Origin of the sequence: Bradyrhizobium sp. Rc2d (assembly GCF_900099855.1) — a bacterium.
Classification (GTDB): Bacteria; Pseudomonadota; Alphaproteobacteria; order Rhizobiales; family Xanthobacteraceae; genus Bradyrhizobium.
Map to the genome: position 1 here is coordinate 225,435 of NZ_FNCU01000002.1, position 19,142 is coordinate 244,576.

The window sequence follows — 19,142 nt, forward strand, 5'->3', positions numbered from 1 at the left end:
CCTTTAAGATCAGCCCACAGCAAATGACTTCGGCGCTGGTCCTCCGGTCGCCCAATCGAGCAACTCGATCGTATGGACGATCGGTATGTCGGCGCCATCGCCGATCTGCGTGATGCAACCTATGTTTCCTGTCGCGATCAGGTCTGCTTTCACGCGCCGAATGTTTGCCACTTTTCGCACACGCAGTTGTTTCGCGATTTCCGGCTGAAGAATGTTGTAAGTCCCCGCCGATCCGCAGCAGATGTGTCCTTCAGGTATATCCCTGACCGTAAAGCCGGCCTGTTTAAGCAACGCTTTCGGTTCCTCAGTGATCTTTTGACCATGCTGCATCGAACAGGCCGAATGGTAGGCGACGACGAGATCGCGCGCTATGGGTGAGACGTCCAGTTTCATCGGCCAGAGGAATTCGGTGATATCTCGCGCGATTGCCGAAACCCGCCGTGCCTTATCTGCATAGGCGGGATCTTCACGGAGCATGAAGCCGTAATCCTTGATCGTCGTTCCGCATCCAGACGCCGTAGTGATGATCGCGTCGAGGCCCTCGCCATCCATCTCTGCGATCCACGCGTCGATGTTTCTCCTTGCGAATTCGTGTGAATCGCGTTCGTGTCCGAGATGATGGACCAGCGCGCCACAGCACCCCTCACCTCTGGCTTGTACCACCTCGACGCCGTGGCGGGTCAAGAGCCGGACGGCTGCCTCATTGAAGTCGGGGCGTAGTACAGGCTGGGCACAACCGCTGAGAATTGCGACGCGGCCGCGCTTCTCTCCCATTGCCGAAAAAACACCCGGCTTTTGCGTGGCGGATCGAAGCGGCACATGGGCTGGCGCGAGATCGAGCATTGCCGCAAGCCGATCGCCTACATGGGGCAAGCCGGCCAAGATATACTTTAACGGCCGGCCAATTTGCGCCGCAGTGATCGCCGCTCGGAACCGTCTCGGATAGGGAAGAATCATCGCGAGCATGGCCCGGACAAGCCGGTCGTGGAAGGGCCGCCGATATGTCTGTTCTATATAGGCGCGAGCATGATCCACTAGGTGCATGTAGTGCACGCCCGACGGACAGGTAGTCATGCACGACAGGCACGATAGGCAGCGGTCGATGTGCTTGACGACCGGCGTGGTCGCCGGTTTGCTGCCCTCCAGCATGTCCTTGATCTGATAGATGCGGCCGCGAGGGCTGTCGAGCTCGTCGCCAAGCAGCAGATACGTCGGACAGGTGGCGGTGCAGAAGCCGCAATGAACGCAGCTTCGAAGGATCTTTTCCGAAGCCTCTGTTGCGGGATTCCGTAGTTGTTCAGCGGTAAACGTTGTCTGCATCGTTACAGCTCGGGGAACATCCGACCAGGATTGAATATCCCAGCCGGATCGAGAGAGGCCTTCAGCCCGGTCTGAAGCCGCGCAATCGCTTCGACCGGAGGATCAAATACATCGACCGCAGCACGGACGTCTTCGGGTGCGCGCACGAGGGTGGCATGTCCACCGGCCTCACGGGTCGCCGCGCGAATCGTTGCCGCACTGGCGGCACTGGCCGTTGAGCACGCCAGCCAGATCAACCCGCCACCCCAGTCAAAGAACCACCGCGCATCGATAGTCCGAGCAATCCGCGCCGCGACGTCAGCACCTTTGGTCGGTGCCGTTGAGATGCGCCAGATCGCCTTATCGCGAGGCTCAGCGAGGACCGTTGCATCGCGGATCGCCCCCCAGAGATCCCTCCCAGTGTCATCGGCGAGCACCACGGCCGTGCCGAACGCTTTCAAAAGCGACCGCAGCTCACCGAGTCGATATTCTACCGAATCGGGAAACCCCTCGACGCGGATCAAGGTGCGCGCGCCGTCACCGATCTTCGCGGGCAGGTGCGCTGCGCCGCTGATATCGTACGGCGAGCCGAGCGCCGCCGACAGCGCCGCTATGGCGGTCTGGTCGGAGAGGCCCACCAGCCACAATGTTGCTACACGCTGTGGGCTCGGGACGACTTTGAAAGTGACTTCGGTGAGGAAGCCGAGGGTGCCATGCGCGCCGACCATGAGCTTGACGAGGTCAAGGCCCGTCACGTTCTTCATGACACGACCGCCGGACTTGATCGCCTCGCCGCGCCCATTGACGAACCGCACCCCGAGAGCACTATCGCGGGCTGACCCGCCAGCGATTCGGCGCGGTCCTGAAAGGTTCATGGCGGCGACCGCTCCGATCGTCGGTTCACCGTCGCTGCCCAGCAGTGGGCGGTAGTCGAGAGGTTCGAAGGCGAGCTCTTGCCGATGCTCCGCGAGCAGCCGAACGATCCCACTGAGAGGGGCGCCAGGCTCGGCGGAAATCACGAATTCTGCTGGCTCATAGAGCGTGACTTTTGTCATTTGCGATGACGAGAGGGTCAACTCGAATTGCGGCGGCCTGCCGAACGCGCGCTTCGTCCCACTGCCCTGAATCGCCAGTGGAGTGCGCTGCGCCGCAGCTTCTGCGACGATTGCGCAGGCCTCAGCCTCAGACGTTGGATTATGGCGCGTCATATGGACACAACTCCCTCCCGATGCCGGTGTCGCACGCGTAGCTACGCGGTTAACCGGTTGTCGAGCGGGAACACTTTTGCGGGATTGAGCAACCATGCAGGATCGAAGACAGCTCGCACGCGCATCTGCTGCCACAGATCGCGTTCTTCGAACTGGAAGCGCATCAAATCGCGTTTCTCGATCCCGACCCCGTGTTCGCCGGTCAGGCAGCCGCCCACTTCCACGCAGTATTTCAGGATGTCTTCGCCAGCGGCTTCCGCCTTCGCCTGCTCGGCCGGATCGTTAACATCATAAAGAATCAGCGGATGCATGTTGCCGTCGCCCGCATGAAATACATTTGCGACGCGCAGGCCGTAGGACGCGACAATCTCGCCTGTGCGTTTCAAGACGTTCGACAGCTGACCAAGCGGCACTGTACCGTCCATGCAGATGTAGTCGGCAACACGCCCTGTTGCTCCGAAAGCGGACTTGCGTCCTTTCCAAATTGCCGCGGCTTCCGCTGCGGAGTGGCTCTCCTTGATGTGACGGACATTGTGCTTCCGCGCGATTCCGACGATCCGCGCGAGCATGGCTTCCATCTCACGGTCGGAGCCCTCCACCTCGATAATCAGAAGAGCGCCGACGTCGAGCGGGTAACCCGCCTTGGCAAATCCCTCCACGATCTCGATCGTCTGTTTATCCATGAACTCAATGGCCACCGGGACGATGCCTGCACCCATGATTGCCGCGACACAGGCCCCCGCTTCCTCGCTCGTATCGAAGCCGAATAGGACGGGCTTGGCGCCCTCCGCGGCACGACGAATCCGCACGACCGCTTCGGTAACGACGCCGAGCTGGCCTTCCGATCCAACGATAAGACCGAGGAGGTCGTAGCCTGGGCTGTCGAGGTGCTCTCCGCCGATCTCAACTATCGTTCCGTCGAGCAAGACAAGTGTCACGCCAAGGATGTTGTTCGTGGTCACGCCGTATTTCAGGCAATGCGCCCCGCCCGAATTCATCCCGATGTTGCCGGCGATGGTGCAGGCGAGCTGGCTCGACGGGTCGGGCGCATAGAAAAAGCCTTCATGCGCAACTGCCTGGCTCACCGCAAGGTTGGTAACGCCCGCCTGCACTCGGGCGGTCCGGTTCCCGAAATTGACATCCAAGATCCGGTTCATCTTCGATACGCCGAGAACGATCGCATCCTCCTGCGGAATCGCCCCGCCCGCGAGCGACGTTCCGGCGCCCCGCGGAACAACCTTCACCTGATTTTGCGCACAGAACTTCAGGACGGCCGACACTTCCGAGGTGGTCGACGGAAGCACGACCGCGAGCGGCATGCGCCGATAGGCAGTAAGGGCGTCGGTCTCGAAGGCGCGGCGTTCGTCTTCGGAGACGATGAGCGCCTCCGGGGCAACGAGTTGGCCAAGGCCGGTCAGAATTTCGCCGCGGCGGCCGAGCACGGCCTCGTCAGGTATTGGGAATGCAATCGGCATGGCTCTTCCTTCACTCCGCCCGGCAGAATGGGCCTTGTGCCACCAGCCAGACCAGATCCGCGCTTTTCAGGTTAGGTAGCATCCTTCGTTTCCCCGACCACCCGCCATGAGAGCGAGTAAATGCGCTGGTCGGATGCGAGCGACCACGCATCCAATTGACCCGCAGCGCGCCAGCTTCCAACTGCTTTTCCTTGGCATGCCTCTTAGTGCGAAACGTAGAAGCCGCCACTAAGCGCGATGAGAGTGCATAATTTCCAACGACCAGTTGTAAGGGCGATGTGAGTTAAGCTTAGAGACGCTCAAGGCACCGTCATGACGCGGATGTTGTTCGTGGTACCGGCCTGCGCGAATGGGATTCCAGCGACGATCACTACCGTGTCCATGCGTTTAGCGAACTGCTCGCCGACCGCGGTAGAGACGGCCCGAGACACCATCTCCTCGTAGTCGTTCACGTCGGTTGACGACACACTGTGCGCACCCCAGAGCAAACAAAGCCGGCGCGCAGTGTTCATACTTGGAGTCACTGCAAGAACAGGCACATCCGGACGGCGACGGGCAATGCGAGCTGCGGTCGTGCCTCCAGATGTGTAGACGACGATCGCAGAGGCATGGATCGCAGATGCTAATCCCGCAGCCGCCGCGGCCACCGCGTGAGGGGCCGTCTGCTCCTCCTCCGGGCGCAAAGCATCGAGGATAGAACGATACATATTGTGACGTTCTGTGCTGCGGATGATGCTGTCCATCATCTCCACTGCTTCACGCGGGTAGCGGCCTACGGCAGACTCCGCGGACAGCATTACCGCGTCGGCTCCATCGTAGATGGCCGTCGCTACATCCGATGCCTCCGCGCGGGTCGGAGTCGGCGAAGCGACCATGGAATCGAGCATCTGCGTGGCCACGATTACCGGCTTTACTGCCAATCGACAGGCCCGTACCAATTCCTTTTGTCGGCCAGGAACGTCTTGATGAGGAATCTCGACGCCAAGATCGCCTCGCGCCACCATGACCGCGTCGGACAGATTTATGATGTCATCAATTCGATCGAGCGCCGCCGGCTTCTCGATCTTCGCGACGAGGGCTGCCCGATCCCCGATCAGTCCCCTCGCCTCAATGAGATCTCCCGGCCGCTGCACGAACGATAGCGCCACCCAATCGACGCCCAGTCGAAGACCGAAATCGAGATCTCCACGGTCTTTCGGAGTAAGTGGCGACAGATCGAGGATCGTCCCCGGCAGGTTAACTCCTTTGTGGTTGGAGAGCTTTCCGCCGATGATCACCTCGGCTTCAAGGCTCTCGCGGTCGAGCGATTTGACGCGAACTCGCAGCCGTCCATCGTCGATCAAGAGATCGTGCCCCGGCGCTGCCGCCGCAAACACCTCCGGATGCGGCAATGGGATTGCATCCCGATCACCTTCGGTGCCTTCCTGAACGAACCGAACGGTCTCGCCCGCCAGCAGCGTCAGGCTCCCCTCGCGCAACGTACCGATCCGAATCTTGGGTCCCTGGAGGTCGAGCAGAATACCGATCGGCCTGCCCATCTCGATCTCCAGAGCTCGGATCGCGGCGTGAACCTTGGCATGGTCCTGCTTCGCACCGTGGCTGAAGTTGAGACGAAACGTATCGACTCCAGCCTCGAACAACTTTCGAAGCATCTCTGGTTCGCAGCATGCCGGTCCAACGGTTGCTACGATCTTTGCTCGGCGGTTTCGGCGCACGTCAGTAATCTCTCCATCGGCAAATCAGGACCGCTCCCGGACGAAGCGGTTCCCCAAGGTGTCTCAATCTCCGGCTATCGCGGAGGCGTCTTGTCAGGTCCGAACATCAAGCCGGCCTCGCGGAACCCTCCGTCGACGTTCAATGTGTGGCCGTGAACGTATCGGCTCTCGTCCGACGACAGGAAAACCGCGGCATCGGCAATTTCCTCCGGAAGCCCATAGCGGCTCATTGGGATGAGATATTCATAGGCTTTCCGCGTCGCCGGGTCGTGTGCCGTCTTGGCCATCTCGGTTTCGATCGCTCCTGGAGCAATGTTGTTGACATTGATCCGGTGCTGCGCGAGCTCGACCGCCATAACCTTCGTGAGCAATTCCAGCCCGGCTTTGGCGGCGCCATATGCGCCTCGTCCGTTTCCACCGCGCTGTCCCGAAAGCGAAGCAATGTTGATGATCTTTCCGCCGCGGCCCTGATTTACCATCTGGCGCGCAACCGCCTGCGCTACAATGAATGCACCGGTCAAATTGATCGAGATCATTCGTTCCCAATCCTCGAGCTTGATATCGAGGAAGGGTGTATTGCCACCGATGCCGGCATTGTTGATCAGAATGTCCAATCCGCCGCACTGCTGGACGATTTCATCCAACAACTCGGTCACAGACTCCTGGTTCGCTACATCCACCTTCAAGCCGAGATGCTCGCGACTTGCGTTTTCGAGCATCAACGCCGATGTTTTCGCGCCATCCACGTTGAGGTCCGCGATGACAATGCGAGCCCCTTCTCGCGCCAACGCCTTGGAGATCGCGAGGCCGATACCGCGCGCGCCACCGGTGACGAGCGCCACCTTCTTGTTCAATCTCATATCAATCTAACTCCCGCTTCGTCGTCTCAGGTTAACTTTCCGGTGGTCCGCTCAAGCGTTGTCCACAGTTCCTCGCCGTACTTTGCACGCCATTCTTTGTAGAACCCGGCAGCGCGAAGCGCTTCCCGGAAGGCTGCGACGTCCGGCTCGTTGAATATGAGGCCCTTCTTGGACAGATCTCCCCGTAGGGATGTCGCGAGCGTTGCCATATCCTTTCTCTCAGCCATCGCGGCATCATTGATTGCAGTAGCGATGATCTTGCGGAGATCCTCGGGAATAGCTTCCCAGTTCCGCTTATTTGCGACGCAGAAGAAGGCGTCCCACATGTGGCCGGTCAAAGCGCAGTATTTCTGCACTTCGAACAGATTCGCGGTGAAGATATTCGCCAACGAATTTTCCTGACCGTCGACGATCTTGGTCTGCAGCGCGGAATACAGTTCGCTGTAGTTGATCGTTGTCGGTGCGGCACCAAAGGCCTGGAACATCGACGTCCAGAGCGCGCCGACCGGCACGCGGATCTTGACGCCCTTCAGATCGGCGGGGGTGTTGATCTGCTTCGTGCTTGTGGTGATGTTGCGGAATCCGTTATCCCACATCTTGCCTACGGGTACGAGATTCGCTTTTCCGATAGCAAGCCGCAACGCATCACCGAGCTCTCCATCCATCGCCTTCCAGACGGCATCATAGTCGGGGAAGATAAAGCCCAATCCGTAAATCGATGCCGACGGGACGATCGTCGAGAGAACATTGATCCCGGAATTGAGGAACAGATCGAGCCCGCCGGCGCGCAGTTGCGACAGCATGTCGGTGTCGCCGCCGAGCTGGTTGTTGGGAAACACGTTGATTTCCACCCGTCCCTTCGTTTCCGTCAATACGCGTTCAGCCGCCTCTCTGGCGCGCGCCGTAATCGGATGAGACTCGGCGAGATTGAAACCCCAGCGAAGCCGGAACTCCGCGGCCGCCCGAGCACTTTTAACAGGGTATCCAACGCTAGTGGCCAGAGCTGCTGCCGTGGTCCCCTGAAGAAACGTCCTGCGATTGAAAGTCCGTTTCATCGCTTCCCTCCATTCTCTACGTGGTTTGTACTCTTATGCGTCTGGGCATCAGCCCTTACAGGAATCCCGTCGATATCCACGGGACCAGCGCCACGATCGCGAGCCCGATCAACAGGGCCGCCATGTAACCCACGATGGGTCTCATTCCAGCGTCCGGGCTTACCCTGCTGATCGCGCAAGCTGCGTAGTAGCCAACGCCGAATGGCGGTGCGAACAACCCGACGCCCATCGCCAATATGACGACCATCGAATAGTGCACGAGATCGATTCCGAGCGCTTGAGCGATCGGGAAAAGCAGCGGCCCGAAGAGAACGATCGCGGGAATGCCCTCGAGCACACTGCCCAGTACGACGAAGGCCACGATGGACACCGCCATGAAACTCATTGACCCGCCTGGCAGCTGCTTCATCGCCACGGCGAGCGAGCGCGAGAATCCCGATTGCGTCAAACTCCATGCCATCGACGTCGCGGTGCCGATGATGAACAGAATTGCGCCGGACAAGCTGGCGGTCTCGACCAGCATAGGCTTGATACGCCGCCAGTCGAATTGCCTGTAGAACAGAGCTCCGACGACGATCGCATAGAATATGCCGATCGTGGACACCTCGGTCGCGGTCGCCACGCCTTCGATGACGGCAGAGCGAATGACGAATGGCAATGCGATTGCCGGCACGGCGACCAAAAATGTCTTGCCGATCTCCTTGGCGGAGGCACGACGGGCGAGGCTGCGGTCCTCGTTGCGGTACCTCCACGCGATGACGCAACAGAGCGTGATCGCCAGGATGACGCCAGGTAGCAGGCCTCCGGTGAACAAGGCCGCGATCGAGACACCCGTAACCGACCCGATCGTGATGAGGACGATGCTGGGGGGAATTGTCTCGGTCTGGGCGCCTGTTGCCGCGAGCAACGCGACGAGGTCTCCCTCCTTGGCGCCGCGGCGCTTCATCTCGGGGAAAAGAACAGGCGCAACTGCCGCCATGTCCGCGGCTTTCGATCCCGAGATGCCGGATACGAGGTACATCGCTCCGACGAGGACGTACAATAGTCCACCACGCACATGACCCAACAGGCTGGCAAGGAAAGAAACCATGGCCCGCGCCATGCCTGTCATTTCGATGAGCTGGCCGAGGAATACAAACAGAGGAACCGAAAGCAGGATCAGGTGGCTGACGCCCTCATCAATGCGGCCCACGATGATAAGCGGCGGCGTCCTCGTAGTGAGCATGAGATAGCCGAACGTCGCCAGACCGAACGAAAAGGCGATCGGCACGCCAGTGAATACAGCGCACGCCACCACCACGACGAAGAAGATGAAAAGATTGATGTTGCCAAGCGGCCCAAATAGCGGCTGGAGCAACCAAAACAGGCCCACAATGAACGCGACGGTGCCGAGCGAAGAAAAGATCAATTTCGTATCAGCGAGGCGAACGAGCCGAAGCAGCGCAAATATGACCATCAACCCGAAGCCAACGGGTGCAGCGGTGGCGCGCCAAGCATTGGAGAGGTCCATCGCCGGCGTCCTGACGATCGCTTCCTCGATGGCGTACTCGAGCGTGGCTGGGAATAGCAGGACGACCAGTCCGAGCGATGCCGCCAATGCGATTGCGTCTAGTTGCGCTCGCATCCGCGGCGATACGAAAGCGAACAGGGCCGTCATCCGCATGTGCTCGCCCCGTCGCAACGCGATGGCAGAGCCCAGCATCACGAGCCAGAGAAACAGCATGGACGCGAGTTCGTCCGACCAAATGATCGGCTTGAGGAAGATGTAGCGCGCCAGAACTCCGGCAAACAGCAGCAGGATCTCCGCGGCGAGCAGTATGGAGACGCACACCTCGAGCAGTCGACCGATCACTCGGTCGACGCCGTCCGCAGCAGCAAGCGCGACGTTCTTGCTTGAGTTCTCCATGACTTTCGGCAGAGCCGCGCACGACATGGCGTCGCTCGCACCATCGTGCGTAACCACGCCGCCCGAGGGCATCGATGGGACACTCATGGCGTCCTCCCTGTTTCGCTTTTGTTAGACTTTGCCTAGCCACCCGTGTTCGAAGAACTTTTCTTCGCCGAGTTGACCGCCTTTGAACGCTATCTGAAGTCCGTCCAACCGGCCGCGTGTCGCCCTGGCTCTGCAGAGCGGAACGCCTGGACTTATGCGGGCCGCAATTTCGAGGGCGTCAATGTCCAGCAACTGCGCGACTTGGCTCGACGTGTCGCCGCCCGACAGCAGCAATCTCTTCAAAGGTACCACATCGAGGATGTCACTGACGAGCTGTCCGAGCTTGCGGCCGAGATCACGGCCGCCTTCATGCTTGGCGAGCTCGCGAGACATTCCGCCGCCGACGAGCTTCTCGATCATCTTTCCGATCCGCGGATCATCCGGACCGCGGGCCGTATGCAATATGACGCTACGCCCTTCCTTCAGAAGAGAAGTGGCGCTTTGGACGACTTGGGTCGCGATGGCGCCATGCTTGTCGGGATCAAGCAAGCCGGCTGCATCAAGAGGAACTTCGGCAAAACCGGCCCGTACGGCTGCGTCGATCTGCAAGGCCGTCAGCGAGGAAGCACTGCCGGACACGGCAAGCACTTGGTCAACCGGGGACGGGTTACCATAGTTTTCAGACGGCGGAGGAATTATCCCGGCCTCACGCCACCATTGCATCAAAGCATATTCCACACCCGACGGGCCGACTACAAATGCGCTTCGATTCCCGGCCGCGCGATCGGCGAGCAGTCGGCCGACCTGCGTAAGTTGCGACGCATTCGCGGAATCCAGCAATATCGCATCGGGCGCAGATTTCGTCAGTTCTGCGAACCGGTCGGCGGCCCGCGCATAATCCTGATCAAGGAAGGGCAACGTGAGTTTTTCGAACTTGAGTGCTGCCTGCCGCCCGATATGGACGGCCAGATCGCTTTCCTTCATCGGCGTCACGGGATGAACGCTCATGATCGGGTGACGGTCGATCCTGTAGATGTTCCCATCCGTCCCGGATCGGGCAAATAGATTGCCGAAGAGGCAGTATCGTTGCAGCGAAGGCGTTCCGCCGACGATCGGGATCGGATCGTTACCGAACACGGACTTCGCGATCTCGATCACCCGGCCGATGCTGCCGATCTCGGGCGAGCTGTCGAAAGTTGAGCACACCTTGTAGTGCACAATTGGTGCTCCAAGCGATGCAAGGTATCGGAAATCTCCCGGCAGGCGCTCAGTCATCTCCGCGGACGACATGCCGCGGCTTACTCCCGCGAGGCCGACAACCTCTAGGTCGCCGAAATGCTGCAAGACGTCCGGCGTCGGGGGACGTAGAAACAGTGCCGCACGTAGCCCGGCGAAGGCCACGGCCTCAAGGGCGTCAGTCGATCCTGTGAAATCGTCGCCGTAGAAGGCAAGCCGATATCGACCTTGCGTCACGACGCGCCTCCGAACTTGGAAATAGCGAGCTGCAATGGTCGATGGGATTTGGCGTATTCTGTTACTGGCACGCCTTGAACTGCGGCTTCCCAGGCCTGGCGCAGGCTCATGACACCGTCAGCAATGCCACCTGGATGGCCCATGATGCCACCTCCTGCCAAATGCATCAGATCGATGGCTCCAAGCCGCGCAAACGTGTCACCGGCTTGTCCTGCCCATTGTCCCGACGAGAAGACCGGCATCATCGGCTTGACGCCTGAAAAGGCCGCCAGACAAGACCTGGCCGAAGCAATGACCGAATCATCCGGCTCCCAGAATTTGCTCCTCAGGCCGTTGACATGCAGATGATCGATACCGGTCAGGCGCCATAGCTTTTGAAACGCGGCAAAGTCGAAGCCGAGCCATGGGTGGCGTGTAAACAGGCCCCAGCCGTTGCGGTGACCGTGGATCGGTAGATTAGTGTATGTTCGCAGATGTTCAATTGCCGAAAAGCCGCACCAGTTCACACTCACCATCACGCACGTGCCGCCGGCTTCCAGAACCAGGTCGTGGCGACGTCGCATGTCGTCGATCGAGCCACTGATGTTGATTGCGTACATCGGCTTTCGACCCAACCGATCGGCATGCCGTTCGATGACCGGCAACACTGCCTTCAGGCGCTCCTCAAAGGGCGCATACGGCGGATCCGCGATCAGCTCGTCGTCTTTGAGAAAGTCTATGCCCGCTTCGCAAATCTTGTCGACGAGCGCGGCGGTCTCGGACGGAGACATGCCAATGCTGGGTTTCAGGATCGTGCCAATCATTGGCCGATCAAACACTCCGGCCAAACGTCGGGTGCCTTCGACACCGAACTTCGGACCCGGAAAGCCCGCGGCGTAGCTGACGGGCATCTTGATGTCGAGGAGCCGGAGGCCCGTCGTCTCGCCCAGCTCGAACAGATTGCCCGCAATGGTCGCCAAGAGCGTCGGGATATTGCAGCCTACATTGTCAATCGGAAATGCGATTTCGATCTCGCCGCGATGAAACGCTTTTGGACGATCGTTTTTCTCGAAGAAGGAACTGCGCAGAGTCGGGCTATCGACAGGCGGAAGCTCGGTTACGCTAATCACCCGGGCTCGCGATCGCTTCTTGAGCTCATCGGTTTCCCCGGGTAACGCAAGAAACGTCCCGCTCGACTGCTCCCCGGCAATGACTTCCGCTGCCCTCGCCACGCTATCGCCGGTCTCGACGAGATATCGGGCGGTAAACTCGGATCGCGGACTATCGCTGCGCATGGTACGCCCTGTCGAGGTTTGCTGCGTTTCTTCCGAAAGTTCGTCTCTTTCATCCGGACGGCCTACAGGACCCGTATGATGGACGGGCACATCTGACCTTGAGTACACCGCGGCAGCAAACGATATTGATGAAGCAAGGTGTGAGAAAAACTCACATCGCGCGATCTACGGATCCGACACCGCTCGGGGCTTCGAAGGATTGAACTAGGCGTCCACACTGCTCAAGGCTGCACACATCTTCGCGGTGGTGGACATCTCGCGCGTGAGCCAATGGGAAACCGCCCTACTTTCAGGACGGGTCGCCACGTGAGGAGCGGTCCAAAGCATCAACCTTCGCTTGCCGGGGATGCTGCCGAATGGAGCGACCAGCCTTCCACTGTTGATTTCCTCGAGGACAAACATCGTCGGGACTAGCGCCAAGCCAAGGCCGCACAGCGCGGCCTGGATTAGCAAATAGAAGTGTTCGTAGGATTCTTGAATGTGGACATCTTGCCGCAGCCCCAACTCGTCGAGCCAATCCGACCAGGCCTCCGGACGCGTCCGCGTACCCAACAGACGGCAGCTCGCGATGTCGCCGGGCTTTTGGAGCCTGTTCGCCTTCGCATAGGAAGTCGCACAAACGGGGGAAATCCACTCCCGCGCAAGCTCTTTAATGACAACATCCTTGGGTGGCGCGATGGTGCTGGAACGTATCGCGATACTCACCTTATCGCGGATGAAATCCACCTGATCGTAGTTCATATTGAACTGAAGATCGATGTTCTTATTCGCTTCGTGAAACGCCGCGAGGCGGGGAATTAGCCAATACATCATGATGGTCGCCGAACATGAAACTGTCAGCGGTCCAGGCAATATCTGCTCGACACTACCATCTATAAGATTGAATGCAGCGGTGAGGCCTTCAGCCAGGCGACTCCCCTCAGGGGTCGGGTCTGTCGAGGAGGACGTTCGCACCAAGAGCGGAACGCCAAGCAATTCTTCGAGCGATCGAATATGGCGGCTGATCGCCCCATGAGTCACCGATAACTCGAGCGAAGCCGCAGTCATGCTGCGCAACCGCGCCGTTGCTTCGAAAGCGCGTAGTGCATTGAGCGAAGGCTTTGGACGCGCCATTCGTCCCCTCAAAATGACATTCTAGCGGCTGTGAGCTTTTATCACAAGGTCGGCGTTAAAAGTCGTTTGGGGGTTCTGCGCCCGAGTCTTAAGCTCGGGCAACGCTCGATCGTGGCTGGCCCAACCCACTACGGACGGCCTTGAAGTCCGCCTGCTCGTTGGCATGAGGCATCAAAAATGACGCACAAGAAGATGATCGTCGAAGCTCGCGTGAACGAATACGCGATGCGGGATGGAAACCCGAATGTGCCATGGACGGCGGATGAAATCGCCGAAACCGCGGCCCGCTGTCGCGAGGCCGGCGCGTCGATCCTGCATTTTCACGCCAGAGCTGATGATGGCGCGCCCCTGCACACGGCTGAGAAGAACGCCGAGATCATTCGCAAGGTCAGGCAGAAATGCGACATACTGATCCTGCCGACGCTTGGCTTCTTTGCCAACGACACTGACCCGAACGCGCGCATCAACTGCATTCTAGAGCTTGCCAAAAGCCCGGAGACGAAACCCGATATTGTCCCAATCGATACCGGAAGCAGCAACCTCGACGCGTTCGATCGCGACAAGCTCGTGTTCGAGCATTCCGACCGCATCTATGAAAACCGAACGTCCGCCGTGGAGCACTATTTCCGCTCTCTCAAATCTGCCGGCATAAAGCCGAAGATGACCTGCTGGTCGATCGGGTTCGTCCGACGCGCGATAGCGTTCATGGAAATGGGGCTTGTAGCAACGCCGGGCTACTTCTTGCTCAACATGACCGACGGTCCCTATCTCACTGGTCATCCCGGCACGCTCGAAGGGCTGGACGCATTCTTGCCGTTCTTACCAAAGCACGTTCGCCACAGTTGGACGGCCAACATCGTTGGCGGCAACTTGCTGTCCATGTGCGAAGGCGTAGCCAGGCGCGGCGGCAACATCGCCCCGGGGATCGGGGACTATCCCTACATCGAATACGGCTGTCCGACTAACGAGGAGCTCGTCCGTCGGACATGCGTCATCGCAAGGGGCTGCGGCCGCGAAATTGCGTCTCCTGACGACGTCCGGGAGATGCTTGAGATTTCTTGAAGCTGTCCTGTCTTCAGCCGCTGACCACTGACCCGAAGCGAACGACCAGCCTCGCTCCACTCTTCGGAGGGCTCTCCCTGACTGTGCCGGGATCTCATAGATCCCGGCACTTTTTTCCGTATTTGCTTCTGATCTGCCGAGCGCTTCCCTTGACGTGGGATTCGGTTTATTTCACTTCAAGCCGACAACTCTGTGAGGCACATAGCGCTCTTCTAGCCGCGCAATTTCCTCTGACGTCAGCTTTAGACCTAAGGCTGCGATTGCATCATCCAAGTGCTGAGGCTTCGTTGCGCCGATGATCGGCGCCGTTATGCCATCTTTTCCGGCCACCCAGGCGAGAGCTATATGCGCTGGTGCTACCCGACGCTCCGTTGCGATGTCAGACAGCACGTCCACAATACTCCGGTCGGCCGCTTCGGCGTGTCCATAGAACTGCGACGTTACGTTGTCCGTCTCGGAACGGGCACTTTTCTCAGTCCAGGGGCGGGTAAGGCGCCCGCGAGCCAGCGGACTAAAGGCGATTACACCAACGCCCTCGTCGCGACAGAGCGGCAGCATCTCTCGTTCCTCCTCCCGATAGAGGAGATTTAGGTGACATTGCATCGACACGAAGCGTGCCCAAGAGTTCACGTCGGCCCGATAGAGAGCTTTGGCAAACTGCCAAGCATAAGTGTTGCTGGCACCGATGTAACGGACCTTACCGCTGCGCACGAGATCGTTCAATGCTTCGAGCGTTTCATCGATCGGCGTGTCGTTGTCCCAAAAGTGGATCTGGTAAAGATCGATATAGTCGGTGCCGAGCCTCCGGAGACTGGCCTCCGCTTCGGCAAGAATTGCCTTTCGCGAAAGACCCGCCCCATTTGGCCCCTGCCGCATACGGCCGTAGACCTTCGTAGCGATCACGATCTCGTCTCGCGGCACAATTTCCTTTAGAATTTTGCCGACGATCTCCTCGCTCGTACCGTCCGAGTAAACGTTGGCCGTATCGAAGCAATTGATGCCGCAGTCGAGGGCCTTCTGTATGAACGGCCGGCTCTCGCTTTCACCGAGCGTCCAAGGATGATTCCCTCGCTCTCCCACTCCGTAGCTCATACAACCCAGTACGATCCGCGAGATCTTGAGGCCCGAGCGGCCCAAACGCATGTAATCCATGAGCGATACCCTCGCTGGCTTGCCAGCCCCTGAGCCGTTTCAAAGTGTCGCGATGTCGGTGATTCGAAGTCCCCGATCACTCACCCTAGACGGGAAGTGGTCCTTGAGCTTTTCCTCGTGGACGGGTACGAGCCTCAGCATGTCGCCGCCGACGCTGGCGAGCATCTCTTCCGCCGTGAGAATTAGATTGGTCTGGCTTCCCGTCGCAAGTCCTGGCGGCACGAAGCATGGATCATTCCGATCGCCTCCGTGCAGGTTTTCGTATGTGTAGACGACGTCTCCGGTAAGGACCCATCGGTCCTCGATGCTTCCGCCGTTGCGGACCACCACGTACTGCGAACCTGCCGTGTGCGTGTCGAAGGCTGGAAGAAGATCGATATTCGGCAGGACGTCGTGCGACGCACCGTCCAGCACGAGCAGCCGATTCTTCAGTCCGAGATCCACGAGCTTCAAGATATCGGCAGGATTGATGCCGCCGAGGAGGGAACGAAAACGGCGCCCCTTTGTCATGGCCCAGACCCAGCTTTCGATCTCGCGCTTCTGGATGTAGAACTTAGCGTTCGGGAAGTAGTCCAGCCCGCCCATGTGGTCGAAATGAGCGTGTGTGAGGAACACGTGCTGCACATCTTCGGGACGAATGCCGACGGCCCCCAGGACCTGAGAAGGTGGGGTCCAGCCTGTGACGCCGATCGAATTGGCGATCTCGCCTCCGAAATCCGACTGATCATAACCAGTGTCAACCAACGCGACCGTGTCGCTGCTGCGCAGGAGCACATAGGCAAACGGCAGGTTCATGCTTCCACTGTTGTGCCGCCCGTATAACACCCCACTTATCGGATGCTGGGGGCTCGCTGCGTATTCGAGCACAGTGATGGCATATCTCGTCATTCGGAGGCTCCAATCAGAGGATCAGCACCAAGCTTAAGGTGGCCACAACACTGCCGCAGGTCGATCAAGCCGCCGCTGGCGATCGGGCTCGCCCGCCGCAGATGGCCCCAGGCCTTTGACAGCAAGCTCGTCTCGCTCGTGCGCCGATGCAGTGCCAGGGCCGCTCGCGGCGGCAGCAGCAGATGTGCCGCCTGCTTCACGTGGTAATGCTCATGCCGCCGCTGCAGCGGGACCCGAACCGCTGCAAGAACATCGTACACATGATCCGGATCGCCGGCGTCAGGCTTGCTTTCGTCCTCCAGATGTGACGTCCCGATGAAGTTCGCGAGAAGACGAACAGAGCGATCAGTTACGACATCGCGCAGATAGCGGACGACCGGCCCGATGACAATGTCGTATTCGGCGACCGCTGAACCCGTTGCAATCCCCTCTAAGGGATCGTCGGCACGGAACTGTGCGCCCAGAAATCCGCTCACGAGGATCGCCCGTCTTCAGGAACCGGAGCATTCGATGGGATCAGGTTGAAGTTCCTCAAGTCCTGCCAGAGAGCAGCGGGTATCCGCGCCGAGACGGCGTGGACGTTCTGGGTAACCTCGCTTGTCGACTTCGCGCCCTGAACCACGGTGGCGACGGCGGGATGCGCTTGCACGAACTGGGTCGCGACGGTCGGTAGATCAACACCGTGTCGTTCGCAAACTTTCTCGACTGAACGGACGCGCTCCAGGATAGCGCTGGGGACCTGCTGGTAGTCATAGGTCGAGGCCACCGCCTTCGATCCAGCGGCTAAGATGCCCGAATTGTAGATGCCGCCCGCAATTACAGAGACATTTCGAGACTGAAGCTCATCAAAATGCCCATCGAGCGGTGCATGGTTGAGAAGCGTATATCGACCCGCGATCAAAGCGCAGTCAATCGGGAATTCGCGCGCGACTCCAACGACGGATTCGGTCTCATTTACCCCCAACCCTACCGCACCGATAGCACCCGAACTCTTCAGCACGTCGAGGGCACGGTATCCGCTCTCACGGAGTTGGTTCCAGTAATATTCTGCTTGATCGCCGTGCCATGCGCGCCCGACGTCATGGACCAGAAGCACATCGATATAATCTAGGCCCAAACGCTGCTGACTATCCTCGAACGAGCGCATCACACCGTCGTACGTGTAGTCATAGGTGTCTCTAAACGGGTAAGGATCAACCCATTCGATGCCGTACACCGTGTCGAGCTTCGGTGTTCGGCTCGCGGGCTTGAGCACGCGGCCGCACTTCGTACTCACGACGACCTGATCGCGAACGCGGAGGTCCCGGAGAGCACGGCCAAGGAAATGCTCTGCCTTTCCGAGACCATACATCGGCGCGCAATCGAAATAGCGGACCCCGAGATCGAAGGCTCCCTTGACGACAGCTTCGAATTCGGAATAGGGCACTCCGACATTGAATCCCGAAAGAGGCACCGTCCCGAGCCCCGCGGATGTGACGGACACTTTAGTGCAGCCGAGAGTTCGTCTTTCGAGCGGAATCATCGCTCTTCTCCTTGCTTGTCTTGGATCATTCAGCTGGACAGAGCCATGGAGCCCTGGTCCGGCAGTGGGGCTTCTCTGGGAATCAGACCTTCGCTCTTCAGCTCCATCCAGAAGGCCTGAGGAATTGGCGCCGATATGGAGGCGACGTTCTGCTCCACATGCGCCGTCGTGAGCGCGCCCTGAACCACTGATGTCACGGCCGGATGCGCATAGACGAACTGTGAAGCCGCATTGGCGAGCGCGACGTTGTGACGTTCACAAACAGCTTCCAGCGCCTTCACGCGCTGTACGATGGATTCGGGAGCCGTCTGATAATCATAGGTCCGCGTTAACGCATTACCCCGACTGCCCTCCGCAAGAATCCCCGAATTGTAGACACCGCCGGCGATAATGCCGATGCCGAGACGTTGGGCCTCGGGAAAGAAGTCAGTCAGTGGCGCATGATTTAGAAGCGTGTACCGCCCTGCCACGAGCGAGCAGTCGAGATTGAATTCGGCGGCCACTTCAAGCACCGAAGCGGTCTCGTTTACACCGAGGCCAATCGCCTTAACCGCTCCCGAGCGACGGAGTTCGTCGCACGCCCGATATCCGCTCTGACGGAGTTGCCGCAGATAAAGTGGGTACTTCTCCTGGTGCCAGACACCGCTCACGTCGTGCAGGAAAAGAATGTCGATATGGTCGAGACCGAGGCGCTGCTGACTATCCTCGAAGGACCGCATGATGCCATCGTAACTGTAATCGTATTCGTCGACGAAGGGCAGCGGATCGACCCAGTTGATCCCATAAAGACTTTCCGCGCGCTTTGAACGGCTTGCCGGCTTCAACAGCCGACCCGCCTTGGTGCTTACCACGACCTCCGAGCGAAGACCGTGAACACGAAGGACGTGGCCGAGGAAATGCTCCGATTTCCCGAGACCATAGAGTGGAGCAACATCGAAATAACGTACGCCCTGCTCGTATGCCTTAAGGATGACAGCCTCAAAGGTCTCGAAACTAACCGGAACACCACATCCGCCCAATGGCGACGTGCCGAGCCCGAGCGAAGTCAAGTTCACGCGCCCGTTCGGAAGCGCCCGCTTTTGCAGAGTCGTCATGTGCAGCTATCCCGTCTAA

Annotated in this window: 16 protein-coding genes; 1 reads left to right on the top strand and 15 read right to left on the bottom strand. The window is 59.3% G+C overall.

Annotated elements, in window-relative coordinates; genetic code table 11:
- Nucleotides 1–9: 9 nt before the first annotated feature.
- The 10 genes from glcF to BLV07_RS05575 form a co-directional block, all read right to left on the bottom strand.
- Nucleotides 10–1,320, bottom strand: coding sequence for a glycolate oxidase subunit GlcF (gene glcF, locus BLV07_RS05530; RefSeq protein WP_091880929.1), 1,311 nt, complete (start codon nt 1,318–1,320; stop codon nt 10–12).
- Nucleotides 1,321–1,322: 2 nt separating this feature from the next.
- On the bottom strand, nt 1,323–2,507 hold the full coding sequence (locus BLV07_RS05535) for an FAD-binding protein (RefSeq protein ID WP_091880931.1): 1,185 nt from the start codon (nt 2,505–2,507) through the stop codon (nt 1,323–1,325).
- A gap of 41 nt (nt 2,508–2,548) precedes the next feature.
- Entirely contained in the window at nt 2,549–3,982 is a 1,434-nt protein-coding gene (locus BLV07_RS05540) for an FAD-binding oxidoreductase (protein ID WP_091880932.1), read from the bottom strand.
- Between the two features lie 299 nt (nt 3,983–4,281).
- Nucleotides 4,282–5,697 carry a pyruvate kinase gene (gene pyk, locus BLV07_RS05545; RefSeq protein WP_091880934.1) on the bottom strand — a complete coding sequence of 472 codons (1,416 nt, stop codon included), beginning with the start codon at nt 5,695–5,697 and terminating at the stop codon, nt 4,282–4,284.
- A 74-nt stretch (nt 5,698–5,771) separates the two neighbouring features.
- Nucleotides 5,772–6,557, bottom strand: coding sequence for an SDR family NAD(P)-dependent oxidoreductase (locus tag BLV07_RS05550; RefSeq protein ID WP_176945353.1), 786 nt, complete (start codon nt 6,555–6,557; stop codon nt 5,772–5,774).
- A 26-nt stretch (nt 6,558–6,583) separates the two neighbouring features.
- Nucleotides 6,584–7,612: a TRAP transporter substrate-binding protein gene (locus tag BLV07_RS05555; protein WP_091880938.1), complete on the bottom strand. Its 1,029-nt coding sequence runs from the start codon at nt 7,610–7,612 to the stop codon at nt 6,584–6,586.
- Nucleotides 7,613–7,667: 55 nt separating this feature from the next.
- Nucleotides 7,668–9,518 (bottom strand): TRAP transporter large permease, encoded by a 1,851-nt coding sequence (locus BLV07_RS05560; RefSeq protein WP_244550984.1) that lies wholly within the window; start codon nt 9,516–9,518, stop codon nt 7,668–7,670.
- Nucleotides 9,519–9,629: 111 nt separating this feature from the next.
- Nucleotides 9,630–11,018 (bottom strand): four-carbon acid sugar kinase family protein, encoded by a 1,389-nt coding sequence (locus BLV07_RS05565; RefSeq protein WP_091880940.1) that lies wholly within the window; start codon nt 11,016–11,018, stop codon nt 9,630–9,632.
- Nucleotides 11,015–12,292 (bottom strand): ribulose-bisphosphate carboxylase large subunit family protein, encoded by a 1,278-nt coding sequence (locus BLV07_RS05570; protein WP_091880943.1) that lies wholly within the window; start codon nt 12,290–12,292, stop codon nt 11,015–11,017. Before BLV07_RS05570 ends, BLV07_RS05565 begins: the two co-directional genes overlap by 4 nt.
- Nucleotides 12,293–12,496: 204 nt before the next feature.
- Nucleotides 12,497–13,405 (bottom strand): LysR substrate-binding domain-containing protein, encoded by a 909-nt coding sequence (locus tag BLV07_RS05575; protein ID WP_091880945.1) that lies wholly within the window; start codon nt 13,403–13,405, stop codon nt 12,497–12,499.
- Between the two features lie 177 nt (nt 13,406–13,582).
- Between BLV07_RS05575 and BLV07_RS05580 the strand changes: the two genes are divergently transcribed.
- Nucleotides 13,583–14,467 (top strand): beta-keto acid cleavage family enzyme, encoded by an 885-nt coding sequence (locus tag BLV07_RS05580; protein ID WP_091880947.1) that lies wholly within the window; start codon nt 13,583–13,585, stop codon nt 14,465–14,467.
- A gap of 171 nt (nt 14,468–14,638) precedes the next feature.
- Here the strand turns inward: BLV07_RS05580 and BLV07_RS05585 are convergent, their stop codons facing one another.
- From BLV07_RS05585 to BLV07_RS05605, 5 genes are all read right to left on the bottom strand, one after another.
- Nucleotides 14,639–15,619, bottom strand: coding sequence for an aldo/keto reductase (locus BLV07_RS05585; RefSeq protein WP_091880949.1), 981 nt, complete (start codon nt 15,617–15,619; stop codon nt 14,639–14,641).
- 39 nt (nt 15,620–15,658) lie between these two features.
- Nucleotides 15,659–16,414: an N-acyl homoserine lactonase family protein gene (locus BLV07_RS05590; protein ID WP_244550971.1), complete on the bottom strand. Its 756-nt coding sequence runs from the start codon at nt 16,412–16,414 to the stop codon at nt 15,659–15,661.
- Nucleotides 16,415–16,503: 89 nt separating this feature from the next.
- Nucleotides 16,504–16,983 carry a hypothetical protein gene (locus tag BLV07_RS05595; RefSeq protein ID WP_091880952.1) on the bottom strand — a complete coding sequence of 160 codons (480 nt, stop codon included), beginning with the start codon at nt 16,981–16,983 and terminating at the stop codon, nt 16,504–16,506.
- On the bottom strand, nt 16,980–18,029 hold the full coding sequence (locus BLV07_RS05600) for an aldo/keto reductase (protein ID WP_091880954.1): 1,050 nt from the start codon (nt 18,027–18,029) through the stop codon (nt 16,980–16,982). Before BLV07_RS05600 ends, BLV07_RS05595 begins: the two co-directional genes overlap by 4 nt.
- A 29-nt stretch (nt 18,030–18,058) precedes the next feature.
- Nucleotides 18,059–19,123, bottom strand: a complete 1,065-nt coding sequence (locus tag BLV07_RS05605; RefSeq protein WP_091880956.1) for an aldo/keto reductase — start codon at nt 19,121–19,123, stop codon at nt 18,059–18,061.
- Nucleotides 19,124–19,142 lie beyond the last annotated feature (19 nt).